Source organism: Peribacillus sp. YIM B13477 (assembly GCF_042787955.1).
Lineage (GTDB): Bacteria > Bacillota > Bacilli > Bacillales > DSM-1321 > Peribacillus > Peribacillus frigoritolerans.
In genome coordinates this window covers 256,304-274,604 of sequence record NZ_JBHZPD010000006.1, presented here as the reverse complement: position 1 = coordinate 274,604, position 18,301 = coordinate 256,304, and the positions used below count along the sequence as shown (strand labels likewise).

The 18,301-nt window shown below is 42.3% G+C and carries 19 protein-coding genes; 8 read left to right on the top strand and 11 right to left on the bottom strand.

The annotated features are described in order from the left end of the window. Nucleotides 1–241: 241 nt before the first annotated feature. Nucleotides 242–1,723 (bottom strand): amino acid permease, encoded by a 1,482-nt coding sequence (locus ACFX4H_RS19050; protein WP_377436028.1) that lies wholly within the window; start codon nucleotides 1,721–1,723, stop codon nucleotides 242–244. 442 nt (nucleotides 1,724–2,165) lie between these two features. On the opposite strand from ACFX4H_RS19050, the gene ACFX4H_RS19045 reads away from it, so the two are divergent. Then, entirely contained in the window at nucleotides 2,166–3,791 is a 1,626-nt protein-coding gene (locus tag ACFX4H_RS19045; RefSeq protein WP_063589813.1) for a M4 family metallopeptidase, read from the top strand. Between the two features lie 266 nt (nucleotides 3,792–4,057). Next, nucleotides 4,058–4,459 (top strand): SET domain-containing protein, encoded by a 402-nt coding sequence (locus ACFX4H_RS19040; protein WP_034310428.1) that lies wholly within the window; start codon nucleotides 4,058–4,060, stop codon nucleotides 4,457–4,459. A 148-nt stretch (nucleotides 4,460–4,607) separates the two neighbouring features. Here ACFX4H_RS19040 and ACFX4H_RS19035 read toward each other — a convergent pair whose 3' ends face one another. Beyond that, nucleotides 4,608–4,796 carry a hypothetical protein gene (locus ACFX4H_RS19035; protein ID WP_034310424.1) on the bottom strand — a complete coding sequence of 63 codons (189 nt, stop codon included), beginning with the start codon at nucleotides 4,794–4,796 and terminating at the stop codon, nucleotides 4,608–4,610. 90 nt (nucleotides 4,797–4,886) lie between these two features. Then, complete coding sequence (nagZ, locus tag ACFX4H_RS19030) at nucleotides 4,887–6,122, bottom strand: beta-N-acetylhexosaminidase (RefSeq protein WP_377436027.1); 1,236 nt, start codon at nucleotides 6,120–6,122, stop codon at nucleotides 4,887–4,889. Nucleotides 6,123–6,287: 165 nt separating this feature from the next. Between nagZ and ACFX4H_RS19025 the strand changes: the two genes are divergently transcribed. Next, on the top strand, nucleotides 6,288–6,641 hold the full coding sequence (locus ACFX4H_RS19025; protein WP_063589812.1) for a hypothetical protein: 354 nt from the start codon (nucleotides 6,288–6,290) through the stop codon (nucleotides 6,639–6,641). 283 nt (nucleotides 6,642–6,924) lie between these two features. On the opposite strand, the gene ACFX4H_RS19020 is transcribed toward ACFX4H_RS19025, so the two are convergent. Beyond that, a complete protein-coding gene (locus tag ACFX4H_RS19020; protein ID WP_034310422.1) occupies nucleotides 6,925–7,707 on the bottom strand; it encodes a TrmB family transcriptional regulator in 783 nt (260 codons plus the stop codon). Nucleotides 7,708–7,921: 214 nt separating this feature from the next. Between ACFX4H_RS19020 and ACFX4H_RS19015 the strand changes: the two genes are divergently transcribed. Together ACFX4H_RS19015 and ACFX4H_RS19010 are read left to right on the top strand one after the other, a co-directional pair. After that, nucleotides 7,922–8,692 (top strand): sulfite exporter TauE/SafE family protein, encoded by a 771-nt coding sequence (locus tag ACFX4H_RS19015; protein ID WP_034310419.1) that lies wholly within the window; start codon nucleotides 7,922–7,924, stop codon nucleotides 8,690–8,692. Nucleotides 8,693–8,799: 107 nt separating this feature from the next. After that, nucleotides 8,800–9,738, top strand: a complete 939-nt coding sequence (locus ACFX4H_RS19010) for an oxidoreductase (RefSeq protein WP_241636469.1) — start codon at nucleotides 8,800–8,802, stop codon at nucleotides 9,736–9,738. A gap of 77 nt (nucleotides 9,739–9,815) precedes the next feature. Here the strand turns inward: ACFX4H_RS19010 and ACFX4H_RS19005 are convergent, their stop codons facing one another. After that, nucleotides 9,816–10,256: a peptidylprolyl isomerase gene (locus ACFX4H_RS19005; protein ID WP_034310415.1), complete on the bottom strand. Its 441-nt coding sequence runs from the start codon at nucleotides 10,254–10,256 to the stop codon at nucleotides 9,816–9,818. A gap of 167 nt (nucleotides 10,257–10,423) precedes the next feature. Here ACFX4H_RS19005 and ACFX4H_RS19000 point away from each other — a divergent pair, with 167 nt between their 5' ends. Continuing rightward, nucleotides 10,424–11,416, top strand: coding sequence for an NADPH:quinone oxidoreductase family protein (locus ACFX4H_RS19000; protein ID WP_377436026.1), 993 nt, complete (start codon nucleotides 10,424–10,426; stop codon nucleotides 11,414–11,416). A 37-nt stretch (nucleotides 11,417–11,453) separates the two neighbouring features. On the opposite strand, the gene ACFX4H_RS18995 is transcribed toward ACFX4H_RS19000, so the two are convergent. From ACFX4H_RS18995 to ACFX4H_RS18985, 3 genes are all read right to left on the bottom strand, one after another. After that, on the bottom strand, nucleotides 11,454–12,920 hold the full coding sequence (locus tag ACFX4H_RS18995; protein WP_377436025.1) for a PAS domain-containing sensor histidine kinase: 1,467 nt from the start codon (nucleotides 12,918–12,920) through the stop codon (nucleotides 11,454–11,456). Nucleotides 12,921–13,066: 146 nt separating this feature from the next. After that, on the bottom strand, nucleotides 13,067–13,495 hold the full coding sequence (locus ACFX4H_RS18990) for a cell wall hydrolase (protein ID WP_034310408.1): 429 nt from the start codon (nucleotides 13,493–13,495) through the stop codon (nucleotides 13,067–13,069). A 222-nt stretch (nucleotides 13,496–13,717) separates the two neighbouring features. Continuing rightward, nucleotides 13,718–13,987, bottom strand: coding sequence for a DUF1292 domain-containing protein (locus ACFX4H_RS18985; RefSeq protein ID WP_034310405.1), 270 nt, complete (start codon nucleotides 13,985–13,987; stop codon nucleotides 13,718–13,720). Between the two features lie 304 nt (nucleotides 13,988–14,291). Between ACFX4H_RS18985 and ACFX4H_RS18980 the strand changes: the two genes are divergently transcribed. Together ACFX4H_RS18980 and ACFX4H_RS18975 are read left to right on the top strand one after the other, a co-directional pair. Further along, entirely contained in the window at nucleotides 14,292–14,696 is a 405-nt protein-coding gene (locus ACFX4H_RS18980) for a VOC family protein (RefSeq protein WP_048683234.1), read from the top strand. Between the two features lie 176 nt (nucleotides 14,697–14,872). Next, nucleotides 14,873–16,516: an alkaline phosphatase gene (locus ACFX4H_RS18975; protein WP_082201233.1), complete on the top strand. Its 1,644-nt coding sequence runs from the start codon at nucleotides 14,873–14,875 to the stop codon at nucleotides 16,514–16,516. Between the two features lie 77 nt (nucleotides 16,517–16,593). Here the strand turns inward: ACFX4H_RS18975 and rpsN are convergent, their stop codons facing one another. From rpsN to rpmG, 3 genes are all read right to left on the bottom strand, one after another. Continuing rightward, a complete protein-coding gene (rpsN, locus tag ACFX4H_RS18970) occupies nucleotides 16,594–16,863 on the bottom strand; it encodes a 30S ribosomal protein S14 (RefSeq protein ID WP_034310392.1) in 270 nt (89 codons plus the stop codon). Nucleotides 16,864–16,903: 40 nt separating this feature from the next. After that, nucleotides 16,904–18,073 (bottom strand): FAD/NAD(P)-binding protein, encoded by a 1,170-nt coding sequence (locus ACFX4H_RS18965; protein ID WP_034310391.1) that lies wholly within the window; start codon nucleotides 18,071–18,073, stop codon nucleotides 16,904–16,906. Between the two features lie 66 nt (nucleotides 18,074–18,139). Beyond that, complete coding sequence (gene rpmG, locus ACFX4H_RS18960; protein WP_377436024.1) at nucleotides 18,140–18,289, bottom strand: 50S ribosomal protein L33; 150 nt, start codon at nucleotides 18,287–18,289, stop codon at nucleotides 18,140–18,142. Nucleotides 18,290–18,301: the final 12 nt, after the last annotated feature.

Sequence of the window (18,301 nt, the reverse complement as noted above, 5' to 3'; positions counted from 1 at the left end):
CAGCCGTGCACCTTCCCTTTCCCTTGAAAATAGTAAAAGCCTTCCAGTCGTTCCGTACATGCAATTTAGCCGAGTTTACGATTATCATATAACACCCCCCATAACATTTGTATAAATTTCCATTTAATAAAAATAAAAAACCAGGAATCAGCTTCCTGGCTTTTGATAAGAGCCTATAGAAAACAAGTAAAAGCCGGACAATTTAAAACATATTGTCCGGCTGCTTTTACTTTAAGCTTGTTCATTCATATTTTTTGTCAAAGTCAAATTCGACTTCATCAAGTTTAACGAATTTAGTTTTTCTTATAAATTTATAGCCAAGCCATAGACCAAGGAAAAGCGGAATCCCCAAGTATGCAGCTACAACATTGCCCCAATCGATATGGTCTGAGAAAAAGGCTTGGATATTTTGGGACAGGATGACGATCATGCCGATTAAAATGGCAAAGATCGGTCCGATCGGGAACCATAATGCCTTATATGGCAGCTTCTCCAATGAATGGCCTTGAGCGATGAACGCTTTCCGGAAACGGTAATGGCTTATGGAAATGCCGAGCCAAAAGATGAATCCTGTAATTCCGATGGCATTCATTAACCAAATATACACTTTACCATCGCCGAATATGGAGGCTAAAAAGGCCAGCATGCCGATGGAGCATGTCAAAATCATGCCTGCAACCGGTACGCCGCGTTTATTAAGTTTTGCAAAAATACGCGGTGCTTGCCCATCTTTTGCCATTGAGTATAACATACGCGTTGATGCATATAGACTTGAGTTACCTGCAGATAATACCGCTGTTAAAATGACGGCATTCATAAGCGAAGCGGCAAAGGCGACTCCAGCTTTTTCAAAAATGAGCGTGAATGGACTTACCATGACGTTATCACCCTGCAAACTTGAGTTCGTATAAGGGATAATCAGTCCTATTACGAAGATTGCCAATACGTAAAAGAGCAAGATTCTCCAGAAGACACTTTTAATGGCCTTCGGTATATTCCGTGCAGGATCTTCACTTTCCCCGGCAGCCACACCGACGATTTCGGTACCTTGAAAAGAAAAGCCAGCTGCTATGAAAACGATGAAGACACCCATGAACCCGCCCGGGAAAGGAGCGTCATCGACGGTGAAGTTTTTAAAGCCTACCGCTTCGCCGCCCATAATGCCGACGATCATTAGCAGCCCGACGATAATAAAAATAACGATGGCGGTTACTTTTATGAAGGAAAACCAGTATTCCCCTTCACCATATCCTTTAACGGATAAATAGTTCAATAGGAAAATGAGCACCAAGAATGATGAACTCCATAACAATGATGGACTATTCGGAAACCAGAATTTCATGATCATTGTCGAGGCTGCCAACTCTGCGGCTATCGTCATCGACCAATTGAACCAATACGTCCATCCCAAGGCAAAACCAAATGCCGGATCGACGAATTTCGATCCATAGGTACTGAAAGAGCCGCTTGTCGGCATAAAGGCTGCCAATTCCCCTAAGCTCGTCATCACGAAGTACACCATTGCCCCAACTAAGGCATAAGCAAGTAATGCCCCGCCTGGCCCAGCTGTATGAATGGCTGCACCGCTGCTGAGGAACAGCCCGGTACCAATAGCCCCGCCAATGGAAATCATCGTTAAATGGCGGGATTTCAAACCGCGCTTTAACCCTTGTTCTTCTTGCTTTGGAGGATGCAAGATGTCATTTTCTTGTTTTGGTATCATAATTTTTCATCCCTTTCTATATAAGCGCTTTCATATATGGGGAAATCATTTAATAAATTTTCCTATTTCATAGACTCTCAAATAGATCTAATTTACAATTCGAATTCCTTTTCTGAATATATGCAATTTTCATGCCAAATTTACAAAGCGCAATATTCAACAGATTATCCAAAAAAATGCCTTCAATAGACAAATTTCTTTGCACTTTACGCCATGGTTTTTTGCACATTATGCCATGGTTTTTTGCACATTTATTCATTTGGTTTAATTTAAATACATTCCAAATATTACTAAAAGAATATATTCAAAGAATACTTCTATCAAAATCCATTTTTCTCCATTTTATTCCTTTAAATGTCATATTTTTTGCGAGTTTTCTCCATTTGATAATAATTATGAAACGATGTAAAAATGAGGTATTCTCATGAAGGAGTTGAGTGTTATGAAAGGTAAGGTATTTTTAGGAACTGCACTATCAATCGGTCTATTATTTTCTGCTATTCCCCATCAAGAAGCTTTAGCGGCAAAAAATGTGTTAAGTGTTGAAAAGTACAATAAGCATAGGGATTCGCTAGAATACAAGTCTGGGAAGCTTACGGACCCCTCAAAGCAAACGGCAGAAGATATCATTCTTACCTTTTTTGATGAGAACAAAAAGTCTTACAAGCTAGAAAAGCAAAAGGCGAAGGACTCCTTCACGATCGAGAAAGAAAGCAAGGATGAACTGGGCAATACCGTCCTTAAATTGCAACAAACCTATAAAGGCGTACCAGTATGGAATTCCACACAAGCCGTATTGATTGACGCTAAAGGTGTATTGACCGTCGTGTCCGGTACGGTTGAAGCCAATCTAAACACGAAATTAGGGAAAAAGGCTAAAAAAGGCATCAGTGAATCCGAAGCTATCAAAATAGCTGAAGCGGATCTGGGGTTCACACCTGCCTACGAGCAATCACCTGAATCTGACCTGTATGTATACGCAAATGAAGGCAAGGCCGATTATGTATATAAAGTCAATTTGAAATTCTTAAGTCCGGAACCAGGAAATCATAATTATTTCATTTCAGTCAAAACGGGTAAAATCCTGAATAAATATAATACATTGGATGAAGTGACGGGGACCAACTCCGTCGGAACGGGCACTGGCGTCTTAAACAATACGGTGTCGCTGAACACTACCTTATCCAACGGTCAATACTACTTACAAGACAATACACGCGGTAAAGGCATCTACACGTATAACGCCAATAACCGTTCAAGATTGCCTGGTACACTCTTTTCCAACACAACAAATGCTTTTACTGCTTCTGCCGATAAAGCTGCGGTGGATGCCCATTATTATGCGGGTAAAACCTATGATTATTACAAATCCACATTTGGCCGGAACTCCTATGATGGTAATGGAACCATCCTGAAATCAACCGTCCATTATGGCTCAAGATACAATAATGCTTTTTGGGATGGCACCCAAATGGTTTACGGTGATGGAGATGGCACGACGTTCATCCCATTGTCCGGCGGGCTCGATGTCGTTGCGCATGAATTGACGCATGCCGTCACTTCCTCGGAATCGAACCTTACCTATCAATATGAATCCGGTGCTTTGAATGAAGCGATATCTGATATTTTTGGCACTGTCGTAGAATTTAAGAATCAAAGTGCCAAAGCCGATTATTTGGTCGGGGAAGATATTTACACACCTAACATTTCCGGTGATGCACTCCGCTCGATGGCTAATCCAACATTGAATGGGGACCCTGACCATTATTCGAACCGTTATACAGGAACGGGTGATAATGGCGGAGTCCACACGAACAGCGGAATCATTAATAAGGCAGCTTATTTAATCTCTGCAGGCGGAACCCACCATGGCGTGAGTGTATCCGGAATCGGCATCGATAAACTAGGAACCATCTTTTATCGGGCAAACACAACATATTTAACTTCGTCGTCTACTTTTTCACAAGCCAGAGCGGCCGTCATACAATCGGCCTCTGATTTATACGGTTCAAGCAGTTCAGAAGTCACGGCTGTCAAAAATGCCTTTACTGCTGTCGGTGTGAATTAACAGATTTACCTATATATCAAACACCTCCCTAGCTTCCCTGCTAGCGGAGGTGTTTTCATCTTATTTATTGGTCTACCTTCCGAGGATCATTTCGGCCGCCCTTCATGTGAGGAATTCCGTCCTACGGTACAGGCGGGGCCTCATTAAAAACAAACTGATTCTTTTACTAAAAATGATTAATTCCGTAAAATAGTTGCTTTTCTTCTTATTAACTGTCAAGCTTAGATGATCTGGACTATATTGAATAGAACAAGTAGGTGACGAACATGATTGAAGTTAAAACTTCCACACTCAGTGATGGCGAGTTCAATAGAGGCGTATTCGCAACACGAGATATTAAAAAAGGTGAGCTTTTGCATGAGGCACCTGTCATTGCATATCCGAACGAGGAGCATGTTTTCATTGAGAAGACATTGCTGGCTGATTATGCGTTTGAATATGGAATTAACCATACTGCCATGCTTTTAGGCTATGGCATGCTGTTTAATCATTCTTATACACCCAACGCTACGTATGACATAAACTTCAAGAATCATACGTTTGATTTCTTTGCTTACACCGACATAAAAGCAGGAGAGGAAATCCTGATTAATTATAATGGTGAAGTCGATAATGAGGATCCGCTTTGGTTCAATAAAGAAAATGACGGCGAAGATGAAGCTGAATGATCATTGATCCTTCATGAAAGCACTTGTACTTTTGAATGCCTGTCCATGGCCTTCGAAAGAAACGAGTGCTTTTCCTTTTACCGGCATGATGAATTCATTAAACCATAAAAAAGCCCCATTAAGATTAACTTAATGGGATCATTTCACCTTAACGTACGGATGGGTTACTTGATTTTGTTTTGGTTATTGATTGGAATTGGCTCTTCACCTTATCAATGGTTTCTGGTGTGGCTAGAGATCTTATTTGACTCATGGTTTTTTCACGGGTTTTCTTATTGCGCATTAAAAATGCGGCTGCTCCTATCAGGACGGTTCCAAGCATTTTGTTTGATGGCATGTTAGTTTCCTCCTTCAAGTTAGTCCTATATAGTATTCCCTCTATCAGCTGATTTAAACAAAAGCACCTTTTTGAGAGAGCGGTTTCGCTTTATTCATCCTCGCTCAGGTTTTCGATGAATTTTATGCTTTCGGGATTTTTCACGACTTTTTCCGCTTGATCAGGGTCAGCTTTCGTTTGCTTCATGTTGTTAAGTTTATATGTCAGCACTCTTTTCACTGACTCGTTAATTCTATCCATTGGAACTTCCCCTGCTTTTACTGCTCGCAGTAATCCGTTATATACCTCAAGCTCATGGGAATATTCATGACAGACAAGTAATAAGTCCGCTCCTGCAAGGATTGCCTGCTTCCCCATCTCATCATAGGAGAAGTACTTGTTCACGGCTCCCATTTCCAAATCGTCGGTAACGACAAGTCCTTCATATTTGAGTTTCCCCCGAAGCAGGTCTTCTATGATGATTTTAGAAAGGCTTGCTGGTTTTTCTTTATCATAGGCTGGATATTTAATGTGGGTCACCATCACGAAAAACTTTTGGTTATCCATTTCACTTATGATTTGCTTGAAGGGATAGATATCCGAATTTTCCAGATCCAGTTGGTTGGCCTCCACGGATGAAGTTTCGACATGCGGATCGATTTCGCTGCGTCCGTTGCCGGGAAAGTGCTTCAATGCACCCGTTATCGATACCTCATTCAAGCCTTGAATGGCTTTCTTTCCGTATTGATAGACCTTTTCCGGATCTTGCCCCAATGAACGTTTATCCGTTTTTGATAGATCAAGTACAGGGGCAAAATTAATGTTAATCCCCATGGATCCCAGTTCTGTCCCATTCAATCTGGCCACCTTGTACATGTCTTCAATAGAGGCATTTTTCCCAAGATCCTGTTGCGCAGGGAGGGGCGATACCCTTTCCTTCATCCTGATGATGTCCCCCCCTTCCTGATCGATGGCCACCATCAACGGAAGCGAATGTGCACTTTGATTGGCCGTTTGCTGAAGCGAGTTGGATAACCGGGCCACTTGTTTAGGTGATTTCATATTGCGGTCAAAATAGATGACGCCTCCTATATGTTTTTGTTCGATGAGCTCCGTAATTTCATCGCTCTTTTCAGTCCCCTTGAAACCGACCATCATAAGCTGTCCGATTTTTTCTTCAAGCGTCATTTTATTCAGCAATTTCTCTATTCTCTCATGATTATCCGCATCGTCGTCCTCCCCTTTTTCCGCTCTGGAATTGTCATCCATATTCAACTGAATGAACACGGCTGAAAAAGCGAGGATTGCGATGAAAAGCAGGCCCATAAATATTTTTTTATTCCTCATGCTTTGACCTTCTGTCCTTTCTTGATTGCCCTTTTATATTTGTTGCACACTTCTTAATCATGTTCATAAAGTGACGATTCTATATCATCATTGCCGTTTTTTTTGCATAAACCATTAGCCGCGTCTAATACTACATACATAGCCTAATTCAAAGGAGATGCACCCATGAACGGAATCTTGAAGAACATTGCCGGCACTTTCAGTCATGCAGTCGATTATGCAAAAGAAAAAATAACAGCCATTACAGGAACAACTTCTGTTACGATAGCGGAATTGAGTGAGCACATCATCAATCAGCCCGAAACAAAACTAATCAGGAAAGACCTTTTAGGGATACCTTTTTCCTTTTATCATTTACAAATAGAAGACGTTACGTACTATTTGGAAATGAAAAGCTCACAGGTTCTTCAGTTGGACGTTCAAGCGCATAATCATACGATTGTGTCTTACAGGTCTTATCGAGATAAATCCAGCTTGCCCACGGCCATTAAATTTCCTAAAACCCTTTTATCCGAATGAAAAATAAAGGCTGTTTTCGCATACTTTGTTGCTATTAACAAGTAGTGCGGTGTGGTTGATTTCCCCTCCAGATGCTCGCTTTCCGCGGGGCGGGCGGTGAGCCTCCTCGGCGTAAACGCCTGTGGGGTCTCACCTGTCCTGCTAATCCCGCAGGAGTCTCGCACTTCCGCTCCAATCAACCTTAAATAGTGTCGTTTTAAAAACAACAATCTTTTCGAAAAGAGCCAAAATAAAAAAGCTGATATCCCCTGCATATGGGGTTATCAGCTCTTTTTTTCAAATCTTATAGGGAGAAAAAACGGTCTCTCTCACTTGAAATCCATTTCTCGGCATCTTCTTCATCCTTTTTAACCAAGCGGTTAACGAGGATATCATGCCAAATGTAATTTTCGAGAAAATTGATATGAATGGGATCATCTGTGTAAAACGCCGTTTCTCTCGTTTCGGGCGAAGGGCCGTAAATCGTCTCCTTGCCATCAATGGATAAGATGAACCATTTGTTTTCCCCGATATTTTCCACATAGCTTGTTTGACGATGAATATCTATACCCGATAATGGGTTTTCAACCTGAAATGCAATCCCCTTCAGCGTGCAATGCGCAGCGGCCCCTATTAGCTCTTGTTCAAGTTTTCCATACATCTCGTCCCATAGGGAAACCACCACCCTCTTCTCGGCTTTTTGAATCAAGGTACGGCAGAAGGATAGGATGTGCCCTTCACCTTTAAGCGTCATTACACGATTGTCGGACATCGGTTCGTTTTTCTCGAATTGCTTTAATGTATGGCTGATGGATTGATAGGTATTGTTCCATTTTGATTGAACCGATTCCAAAAAAACATCGACTGGCAGCGGTGAATATTTTATCGAGTCATTGATTTCCTCTTTTAAGACGATTCCTTCTTCTTGCAGTCCATTTAATATTTCATAGATGCGGGCCCTTGGAATTCCTGACTCCTTGCTTACTTGATAGGCACTGGTTGGGCCTTGGCGAACCAAAGAAACATAAGCCTTTGCTTCATATTGACTAAACCCGAGAGACTGTAGTTTTTGAATGATATCTTGCATAGTACCTCCTAGTGCTTTGGTAAGTTATATGCCTATCATACCAAATCTCTTATCGAAATCTATTCGATTTCAAACAGTATGGCTCAAATATTCTTATTTACAGAACGGTTCATATTAGTTACTATCTAAATAGTGACTAATATGAACGCGTGGATTATGGCTCCAGCAAAACAAGCATTTCAGCCATAATGCCATCGATACGGAGGCTTCTTGGATGGAAGATATACAAATTTCGACACTATTGCTGCTGATGTTTTTCGGATTTTTGGCAGCATTCATTGATTCCGTGGTCGGCGGCGGCGGCCTGATTTCGATACCCGCTTTATTATTTTCAGGACTTTCCCCGTCAGCAGCGATCGCTACGAATAAGTTAGCAAGTTCCATGGGGTCTTTAACAAGCACCATTGCCTTCATTCGCTCAGGTAAGGTTGATTTCAAATTGGTTTCAAAACTTTTCCCATTGATTTTCATAGGTTCCCTGCTAGGAGCTTGGGTTGTCAATTTCGTCTCGCCTGAATTATTAAAGCCAATGATCTTGGTTCTACTAATAGCTATTGCCATCTATACCTTTTTTAAAAAGGACTGGGGCCAGAAATCGACTTACCATACACTCACATGGCAAAAGGCTGCACTATTTGCGTTCGCTATATTTGCCATTGGTTTTTATGATGGCTTTTTAGGCGCTGGAACGGGATCCTTCATTTTGTTTGCCTTTTTAATGATTGGTTTTGATTTTTTGCACTCTGCAGGAAATGCCAAATTTTTGAACTTCGGAAGTAATTTGGCGGCACTGATCATGTTCATTTTCCTTGATACCGTCAACTTTTCCTACGGAATTCCAATGGGGATCTCCATGATAGCAGGAGCGTTGGCCGGTTCTAAATTTGCCATTAAGAAAGGAGTGGCATATGTAAGAGTATTATTTATCATCGTGACCGTCATTTTGATCGTGAAAAATATAATGGATTACTTAATGGGCGGCTAATCTTTTAAAAAAATAGACGACAGCACACTGTTCCCCGCACAGAATGTGACATATAGGGATTATTTGGGTATATGATAGGTAAAGACTGTGTGGAAAGGTGTGATTGGATGATTGAAAAGTGGAATGGCGAAGAAATGGCAGATGTATCGGGGCAAACCATTGTGATTACTGGTGCAAATAGCGGGCTTGGCTTCGAAACGGCTTTTGCATTGGCCGGTAAGGGGGCAGAGATCATCCTTGCGGTCCGGAATGCTTCAAAGGGTGAAAAGGCGGTCGATAGAATCTTATCGGTCCATCCAAAGGCAAATGTACGTGTGATGGAGCTGGATTTAAGTGATTTGAGCAGCATTCGGCATTTTGCCGCTTCCTTTCAGGAAAACTATGAATCTCTCTCCGTCCTCATCAATAACGCAGGTGTGATGATTCCGCCCTACAGTAGGACAAAGGATGGCTTCGAGCTGCAATTCGGCAGCAATCACCTCGGTCATTTTGCTTTGACAGGCCTCCTTCTTCCGCGTATCCTTTCTACGCCAAAATCGCGTGTGGTCACATTGAGCAGCTTGGCCGCCATCAATGGATATATAGACTTCGAAAATCTAAATGGTGAAAACGGTTATAAACCAATGAAATACTATGGGCAAAGCAAGCTGGCCAATCTACTCTTCGCTTGCGAATTACAGAATAAATTCAACCAGCATGGCGCAACCCCGATCAGTGTTGCCTGTCATCCGGGCCTTTCCCATACTAATCTCATGTCCCGCGGTTCCGGCAAACCCATAAATAGATTCGTGCACTTTCTTTCCAAAACCATCACCCAGCCGGCAAGTATGGGAGCATTGCCTACCCTTTATGCCGCAACGGAACCTTCATTGACAGGCGGGGAGTATATCGGACCCGATGGAAAGAAGGGCAGAAAAGGCTTTCCCAGAAAAGACGAGGTCATCCATACCTTATATAATGAAGAAACGTCGAAAAGGTTATGGGATATTTCAGAAACCTTGACAGGGGTCAAATATCGTTTCATTGAAAGCATGACTCCAAAATGACTCTATATTTCCCTGTCTTCGCTCATGAACAGAGCAAAAAGAAAGAGGGGGCATATTGCCCCCTCTTTTCGCTTCCATCATTCAGCGTCAAAAACTTCGACTTTTTCCATTTTGTCGCCATTTTTCATAGCTTTGGCTGTTTCAAGTCCAGAAGTCACTTTACCGAATACTGTGTGAACACCGTTAAGATGCGGTTGTGGTTCATGCACGATAAAGAATTGGCTTGAGCCTGTGTCTTTTCCAGCATGTGCCATAGATAGGCTTCCTGCCTCATGTTTATGAGGGTTTCCTTCTGTTTCACATTTGATTTGTGTGCCGCTTCCGCCTGCGCCTGTACCTGTTGGATCTCCGCCTTGGCTTACGAAACCAGGGATTACACGGTGAAAGACTACGCCATTATAAAATCCTGTGTTTGCCAAGTTTTCGAAGTTAGCCACTGTGTTAGGTGCTTCGTTCGGGAAAAGATCGAATTCGATTTTTTCTCCATTTTCCATAAGTATGTATCCTTTTTTAGCCATGTTAAACATCTCCTTTAATATGAACTGAACTGAATCAAATCTAATAGTACCATTTTTAGAAGCAGAAAGAAAAGGAAGCGCTACTTATTTCGAATTGTATCATTATACATTCCTCTATTTTTTCTTTTATAATGGGGTAGATTCATTATTATAAGGGGGAACGAACCATGATACAGCAATTTGATGCATTAGTCGTGAATAAGCAAGATGATCAATTCACCGTTAACATTCAGCATTTATCACTTGATGATCTACCTCAAGGCGAAGTGCTCATCCGTGTTCATTATTCCGGTGTGAACTATAAAGATAGCCTTGCAGCCATTCCAAATGGAAACATTGTCAGCGGCTATCCGATCGTTCCGGGAATTGATATGGCTGGTGTTGTCGTTTCATCTGAGGATTCCCGCTTTAAAGAAGGAGACGAAGTCATTGCGACCTCCTACGGAATTGGCGTTTCCCAATCAGGGGGCTATAGTCAATTTGCCCGTGTTCCTGCAGAGTGGATCGTCCCGCTTCCTGATGGCCTAACAATGAAAGAGGCGATGATCATCGGAACGGCCGGTTTCACTGCAGCACTATCGGTTCTGCGGCTGGAAGAAAATAACCTCACACCTGAGCAAGGGAACGTTCTTGTCACTGGTGCAACTGGCGGGGTCGGCAGTTTTGCCGTCTCGATCCTTTCCAAACTTGGCTATTCCGTTGAGGCTAGTACAGGAAAGGAATCGGAACATGGATATTTGAAGGCAATCGGTGCGTCGACCATTGTATCGCGTGAAGATGTATATGATGGCAAGCTGCGGGCTCTGGGCAAACAGAAGTGGAGCGGGGCGGTAGATCCCGTCGGCGGTGAACCGTTAGCTTCGGTCCTTAGCCAAATCAAGTATGGCGGAGCTGTGGCGGTCAGCGGATTGACAGCTGGGACAAGCCTTCCTGCCACCGTCTTTCCATTCATCCTAAGAGGTGTTAATCTACTTGGGATCGATTCGGTCAATTGCCCGATGGATACAAGATTGAAAGTTTGGCAACGCCTTGCCACCGACTTTAAACTGGAGGATTTGGAACAGCTCGTTCAACAGGAAATTACACTTAAAGAATTGCCTGACGTCCTTCCTACCCTATTAAAAGGGGAAGCAAGAGGCAGGACGATCGTTAAACTTTGAACCAAAAAGTGACGAGAGCATGGCTTCTCGTCACTTTTCATTGTGAACTTTCATAGATAGGGAGACTGATATCCACAATCGTCCCTTCTCCCACTTCGCTAGTGAAATGAATTTCCCCATTATGTTCATGGATGATTTTGGTGCTGACCATGAGCCCAAACCCTGTTCCTTTTTCAGATGTACTATAAAAAGGCTGCCCTAGATGCTTCATTCGTTCATTTGAGATTCCGCAGCCTTCATCAATGAACCGGATCATCGCAGAGTCACCTTCATGGTTTAACTGTATATGAAGTTTACCCCCATTCGGCATGGCTTCTATCGCATTATTGGCGACATTCGTGAATACTTGTTTTAACTGATTCGGTTCGCCAAAGACAGATGCCGTATCCGTAGTATATTCCTTGATGATTTCGACATCATTCAATATCGCTTGAAATTCGGCTAACGTAATCACACTGTCCAATATCTCGTTAAGCTGAATGAGTTCACAAACCTTCGCTTCAGGCCCTGCTAAACTTAAAAACTCATTGGCCAGGACTTCGATTTTTTCAACTTCACTGACCGTCATTTCAAGATAGTCCTTTTGCTCAGGGTCTTCCCTTAATAATTGCAAAAACCCTTTGACCGTAGTTAATGGATTTCTTATTTCATGTGCGATGCCTGCAGCCATCTGTCCCACTGCCGATAACATATTGGATTTACAGAGCAGCTCTTCGGTCTTTTTACGCTCCGTAATATCCCTACAGAATACCTGTATGGCTGGTTGCCCTTTATAAATAATCGGAAGACCGAGTGTTTCTCCATAAAATTCTTGTCCGTCAAGCCGAATGAACTTTTGTTCCAGTAAACCAACCGCCTGATGATCGTCCCTCATGATTTCGATTCTTTTTTGTACACTTTCCCGGGACTCCAGGTGGACGAACTGAAAAACCGATTTACCGATAATATCTTCCACACTATCCATCCCAAGCATTTTTGCCCCCATGGGATTCATATACTCGATGATCCCATTGCGATGTACGAAAATCGCTTCAGGTGACACCTCCACTAAACTGCGATACCTTTGTTCACTTTCCTTCAAGGCAGCTTCAGCAAGTTTTTGATTCGTAATATCCCGATAAACGAAAACCAAAGCGCACGGCTCATTTTCATTATCGCGGATATTGAACAGGGAGATGCTTACATCGATTAACTGGCCATCCTTCCTTAACCTGACCGTTTCAAAGCCTTTCTTTTGTACCCCAGCCTTAATTTGGTCATGCAATTCATTGACTGACTCCTTCAAGAAATCAGGAATAATTGGAAACGGCATGCCAATGAGCTCATCATTCGTCCATCCGAAAAACTCTTCAAATGCTGCATTCACCTGAAGGGTCTTTCCTTCCAGATCAACAATGGAAATGGCGTCCGGGTTGTTCTCCATGAAAGACTTGAATTTCTCGGTACTATCCTCCGGCTGTTCTCCCATTTGCCCTTGTCCATAATCAATAAGCCTTTTACTCATCAATTTTTTATTCCTTTCTTATCCGGAAATTTACAGTCTCAATTTTACAGTATCAGTAAATCATTTGCCAGTTTTATCATATGTTTTTTCCAAGTTAAGGATTGATGCACAAAGAGGCCAACCCCCCATTAGGTTCAGCCATTTCCTTAAAATGTATTATAAATGTTGGGACATTCTGTACCTGTTGGTTCATAAAAGCAATGGAGCTTGAAACGCCCAACAAGGGGCTGATTATACCAGGTTGCCGGGCAATCTCCCGGTGGCCTGAAGTACCATAGGCTAAATTTCGAAGGCCATAGCCTTTCGCCGCTTACGCTACGGCGTGCAAGCCTCTTTTCCCTGTCTCTTGCCCGCTGATAAAAATACCCCTTCTGTACAGCCTCAAAGGCATGCTCCTGATAAATCATGTCTGGAATCGTCCTCAACCCCTTGAAATCGGAACAATTCGACCTAATCCGATTGACCCCTACATTACCGATCATCAGCATGCCTTGATCACCTTCACCCTCGCCTTCCGCCCTAAGCAATCTTGCCAATAAGGCAATATCGGCATCAGTGTGCTTTACAACGGCCATCCCATCACCTCCGCTTTTTTATCCTATGCCTTTGATATGGAAAAATACTCCGTTTATTAACAAAACCTTCATATGGAGTACACGTCCTATCAATAATACAACCCTATACTTAAGTAAGGCTGGATAGCACGCGTGGCTATCATGGTATTTGGCGAAGGCGGGGCCGATACTTTCCTTATACATATAAAAAAGGCGGCACACATTGTGCCGTCTTTTATCTTGTCATTCTTTCGCTTCAAATGCCGCTTCAAACGCCAATGATACCTTTTCGAATTCTTCATCCGATTCGATATCGAGCAGTTCACCTTCGCCTTCGACCCTGAAAAAGAAAATATCGATATCTTCATCCGTATCCTCTTCAATATCTTCAAGCAAGCCTACTGCAACATATTCCGTTCCTTCTACATCCAATGAACCTAAAACCTCAACTTCATGGCCTTCATCACTGTCATCAGTTAGAGTGAAAACTTCACCTTCACGAATTTTTCCCATACTACCTCTCCTCTCCTATCCATTAATAATGGAGTTGTTTCCATAGTATATCGACTATTCCATTTAGAAACAAATTTTTGCCCTGGAAAATGATGAATACATTTCTTTCCAAGAAAAGAATCTATCAAGAGATACTATGGAAGAAAAGTATTATCCCATAAGCCATTTATCATTTTTCATTATTCACCAATACTTTCCCTTTATTAACATCATTTTAAAAATTATCTAAAAACGGCTATAAAAAAGTAATTTAATTCCGAATAATCTTATATATACTACTATTAGCAAGTTGCTTACGGATTTAATGAAGGAGGAAGATTTCTTGGCTGTAAAAAGGGTCGATCACATTGGCGTTGTTGTAAAAGATCTTGAAAAATCCATCGCCTTTTATCAAGATGTGCTGGATTTAAAATTAAAGGCACGCATGACTCATACTAATGGAGTGATCGAACTGGCATTCCTCGGTTACGAAGAGTCGGACGAAACAGAAATAGAACTGATTCAGGGATATAGCGACACACTTCCCTCCGAAGCAACGATCCACCATTTTGCCATTACCGTGGATGATATCGAAGAAGAATATGACCGGATCAAAAGCTTGGATAACACCGAACTGATTGATGAAGAGATCGTCACCCTTCCGAATGGTTATCGCTATTTCTACGTATATGGACCGGAAAAAGAGTGGATTGAATTTTTCCAAAGGTAAAAACCATCCTAAAAAGGCAGAGTCTTATAGACTACTGCTTTTTTTAACGTTCACTCTATTCTTCAAACAAAATTTACAGATAAAAAACCTTTCTTAACTTACTTGAAGTAATTTCTTAATATACTGCATTTATCCTAAAAGTAATCATATTTTTGGAGGTATGCATTTTGGGGAAAATGAGCAAAAAGGTAGCAGGAATTACTTTAGCGGGCGCGGTGGCCATATCATCACTTGGTATTTCAACAATGAAGGAAGATGTCCAGGCTAAAGACAAGAAAAAAGAACCAACCAACGTCATCATGATGGTGATGGATGGAACAAGCACAGGAGCAACAACCCTTTCAAGGTGGTATAAAGGCGATAATCTAGCCATGGACGAAATGCTGTCTGGCGGCATGCGTACATACTCGGCTGAATCGGCGATTACCGACTCAGCTCCTGCAGCAACAGCGCTTGCGACAGGAAATAAATCAAATGATAAATTTGTCGGTGTCCTACCAACCATCGTTAATTCTCCAGGGCTCGATCCAGTTAATCCGAAAAATGTCCATAAACCAGTCGCTAACGTTTTGGAGGGTGCGAAACAAGCCGGAAAGGCTACGGGCATCATTTCTACATCTGAAATCCAGCATGCTACACCCGCAGGCTTCTCCGCTCACGTGACACATCGAAGCAATTATGGTGATATTGCGGAACAGCAGGTTTATCAGGGGATTGACGTCGTTTTGGGAGGGGGCAAAGAATCCCTTTTACCAGGTAAAACAAAAAATGCAAGAATTGATGGAGAAAACCTTTTGGAAGTGCTCGATGAAGACAAATATGATTTTGTTGAAACCCGTGACGAGCTGTTAAAATCCAAATCGAATAAAATTTGGGGAAGCTTTGCACCAAGCGCCCTGGCATATGATTTAGATCGTAAAACAACAAAGCCAAGTGAACCCACTTTAGCTGAAATGACCAATAAAGCCCTTAAAACCTTGAAAAAAGATAAAGATGGCTTCTTCTTATTTGTTGAAGGAAGCAAGATTGACTGGGCTGCTCACGGAAACGACACGATCGGAATGATTAGTGATACTTTAGCTTTTGATGATGCCGTGAACGAAGCCCTTACGTTTGCAAAAAATGACGGAAACACGATGGTCATTGCTGTAACGGACCATGGGAACAGCGGAATTACAATGGGTAACGTAAACACGAACTCCTCCTACCCTGAAACACCCGTATCAGCTTATATCGATCCATTAAAGAAAGCGAAAATGACTGTTGAAGGGGCCTTAAGTAAGCTAAAACCAGATCATTCCAATCTGAAAGAAGTTGCGGCACTGTATGGACTGGATAATCTGACTTCTGAAGAAACAGCAAAACTTACCTCTTCTAAAAACGTAGGTGCTGAAATGACAAAGCTGCTTGCTAACCGTGCCAACATTGGCTTTACAACTGGCGGTCATACAGGTGAAGACGTATTCCTGTATTCTTATGGCCCTTCAAAACCGACTGGATTAGTGGAGAATACAGACCTCGCTAAAAAAATGGCCGAATTCATGGGCTTTGATTTACAAAAATTATCGAACAAACTATACATGAATGCTAAAGATTCCTTTGAGAAAAAAGGATATTCAACCCGCATTGATGTTACAGACCCGAATAACCCGGTTTTCGTAGCGAAAAAGGGGCAGCAAAAAGTGGAGTTGCCTGCAAATAAGAATATCGTTATCAGCAAGACTCCTAAATCCACTAAACAAAAAGAAATTAATGCGATCACCGTTTACAACGGAAAAGACTTCTATATATCCGAACAAGCATTAAAGGCAGTCAAGTAAGCAAACACTTTTGAATGGGAAGGAGCCCTTGTTTAACAAGGGCTCCTTTTCTTATGAATGATTTAGAACTCCCCGCTTCACCAGCTTGACTTTTTGACACCCGGCAGTTGCCCTTTATGAGCAAGTTCCCTAAAAACGATACGCGACATGTTGAATTTCCGCATATATCCACGGGGCCTCCCCGTTACTCCACAACGATTGTGGACCCTTGTCGGCGAGGAATCACGAGGGAGTTTGGCCAATGCGGCATAATCCCCTTTCTCCTTCAATTCCTTTCTAAGTTCTGCATACTTTTCGACCATTGCCAACTGTTTTTGCGCTTTTATCACCTTGGATTTTTTCGCCATTTATATTCTCCTTTTTTTAAATCTTGAATGTATGAAAAATCTATAAACTATTCACAATTCGTTCCGCTGCCTGTCTTGCTCCCGATATATTCCTGGATATCGGTCCCATTTCAAGTTCAGCCAATGCACCCGTGACATATAAACCAGGTCCCCATTGCAACGACTGCGATACAATTGGATAACCACATTCCGCGCAACGTAAATCATGCGACCGGATGACTGGCGTCAGCCAATCCTTCCCTGGCAATGATGACTTAAAGCCGGTCGCTAAAAGGATCGTCCCTGTTTGTTGAATGACCTTTTCGTTTTTATCCCTGAGGCTGATATGCCCGTCCCTCCACACAGCGCTTTTCACCTCAACATCCATGACACGCAATAATCCCTGTTTAACCTGATTCATCAGAGCTTTATGTAAGTCAGGTGGGATGGATCCCTTATTACGGGCCTGGATAATGGTCTCGCGTCTTTTTTGAAAGCTGGATATAGCACGGAAAGGTCGCTGTTTTTTCGGCCCCAACCAACCAGGATCACTGTCGAAATCATGAATTCTAAAAGGATGCCTCTTCAGAACCGTCACATCATGTGGATAGATATTACTCAGCTTTAAAGCGAGATGGACAGAAGATATGCCGCCCCCAATGATCGTAATGGGTCCCTGTAATTGTGTCAGCTCCGGAATATTTTCATCGAATATGTGGTAAACGGGACCCCCATGCTCTTGTTTGAATTGCCGTGCCCATTCAGGCCAATAAGGCTGTTCGCCAATGCCAATTGAAATCACAAGTTTTTGCCCCTCAAGCCGTCGCTTGTTTTGCAATTGGATTTCCCAGCCCTGTCCCGTTTTGCAGGCAGAGATGACTTCCCCTTGCACCCATGCCTGCTTAATGGTTAAATCATCAGCCAAGTGAACACAATGTTCATTGAAGGATTGTAGGGATGGCCGCTTATATTGGCCGTAAAAGTTATTTTTCCAGTCTGCCTTCTCCACATATTTCTGCAGGCTGAAGGGATTCACATCCAGATGGTGTACGGATGGAGAACGTAAATATGGCATTGAAATGACTTCCGTACACTGCTTCCATCTTGCCAATGGTTCTTCATTTCTATCGACAATCGCCAGCTGGTCCACCGTCGTTTTTCCTGACTTAAGTAAAAATGCAGCCATCGTCATACCTTGAATGCCTCCGCCAACAATGATCCATTCCAACATGAACTTCCCTCCTTTCACATCCATTCTCTTCGATAAAACATAATCATTACGATTTAAACCTTAAAATTACTTCGTTTCACGGTGAAGCGTGTGTTTCTTCAATCGCGGGCAGTACTTTTTCAATTCGATCCTGTCCGGATTATTCCGCTTGTTTTTCGTCGTAATATAATTTCGGTCCCCTGATTCTATGCATGCTAACGTAATGTTTACTCTCATTTCTATTTCCTC

Bases quoted from the DNA above. Each gene is read 5' to 3' on its own strand.
- rpmG (WP_377436024.1), bottom strand. From the start codon at position 18,289: ATGAGAGTAAACATTACGTTAGCATGCATAGAATCAGGGGACCGAAAT.
- ACFX4H_RS19035 (WP_034310424.1), bottom strand. From the start codon at position 4,796: ATGCCATCAAACAAAATGCTTGGAACCGTCCTGATAGGAGCAGCCGCA.
- ACFX4H_RS19015 (WP_034310419.1), top strand. From the start codon at position 7,922: ATGGAAGATATACAAATTTCGACACTATTGCTGCTGATGTTTTTCGGA.
- ACFX4H_RS18990 (WP_034310408.1), bottom strand. From the start codon at position 13,495: ATGGCCGTTGTAAAGCACACTGATGCCGATATTGCCTTATTGGCAAGA.
- ACFX4H_RS19045 (WP_063589813.1), top strand. From the start codon at position 2,166: ATGAAAGGTAAGGTATTTTTAGGAACTGCACTATCAATCGGTCTATTA.
- ACFX4H_RS18965 (WP_034310391.1), bottom strand. From the start codon at position 18,073: ATGTTGGAATGGATCATTGTTGGCGGAGGCATTCAAGGTATGACGATG.
- ACFX4H_RS19040 (WP_034310428.1), top strand. From the start codon at position 4,058: ATGATTGAAGTTAAAACTTCCACACTCAGTGATGGCGAGTTCAATAGA.
- ACFX4H_RS19020 (WP_034310422.1), bottom strand. From the start codon at position 7,707: ATGCAAGATATCATTCAAAAACTACAGTCTCTCGGGTTTAGTCAATAT.
- ACFX4H_RS19000 (WP_377436026.1), top strand. From the start codon at position 10,424: ATGATACAGCAATTTGATGCATTAGTCGTGAATAAGCAAGATGATCAA.
- ACFX4H_RS18980 (WP_048683234.1), top strand. From the start codon at position 14,292: ATGAAGGAGGAAGATTTCTTGGCTGTAAAAAGGGTCGATCACATTGGC.
- nagZ (WP_377436027.1), bottom strand. From the start codon at position 6,122: ATGAGGAATAAAAAAATATTTATGGGCCTGCTTTTCATCGCAATCCTC.
- rpsN (WP_034310392.1), bottom strand. From the start codon at position 16,863: ATGGCGAAAAAATCCAAGGTGATAAAAGCGCAAAAACAGTTGGCAATG.
- ACFX4H_RS18985 (WP_034310405.1), bottom strand. From the start codon at position 13,987: ATGGGAAAAATTCGTGAAGGTGAAGTTTTCACTCTAACTGATGACAGT.
- ACFX4H_RS19050 (WP_377436028.1), bottom strand. From the start codon at position 1,723: ATGATACCAAAACAAGAAAATGACATCTTGCATCCTCCAAAGCAAGAA.
- ACFX4H_RS18975 (WP_082201233.1), top strand. From the start codon at position 14,873: ATGAGCAAAAAGGTAGCAGGAATTACTTTAGCGGGCGCGGTGGCCATA.
- ACFX4H_RS19025 (WP_063589812.1), top strand. From the start codon at position 6,288: ATGAACGGAATCTTGAAGAACATTGCCGGCACTTTCAGTCATGCAGTC.
- ACFX4H_RS19005 (WP_034310415.1), bottom strand. From the start codon at position 10,256: ATGGCTAAAAAAGGATACATACTTATGGAAAATGGAGAAAAAATCGAA.
- ACFX4H_RS19010 (WP_241636469.1), top strand. From the start codon at position 8,800: ATGATTGAAAAGTGGAATGGCGAAGAAATGGCAGATGTATCGGGGCAA.
- ACFX4H_RS18995 (WP_377436025.1), bottom strand. From the start codon at position 12,920: ATGAGTAAAAGGCTTATTGATTATGGACAAGGGCAAATGGGAGAACAG.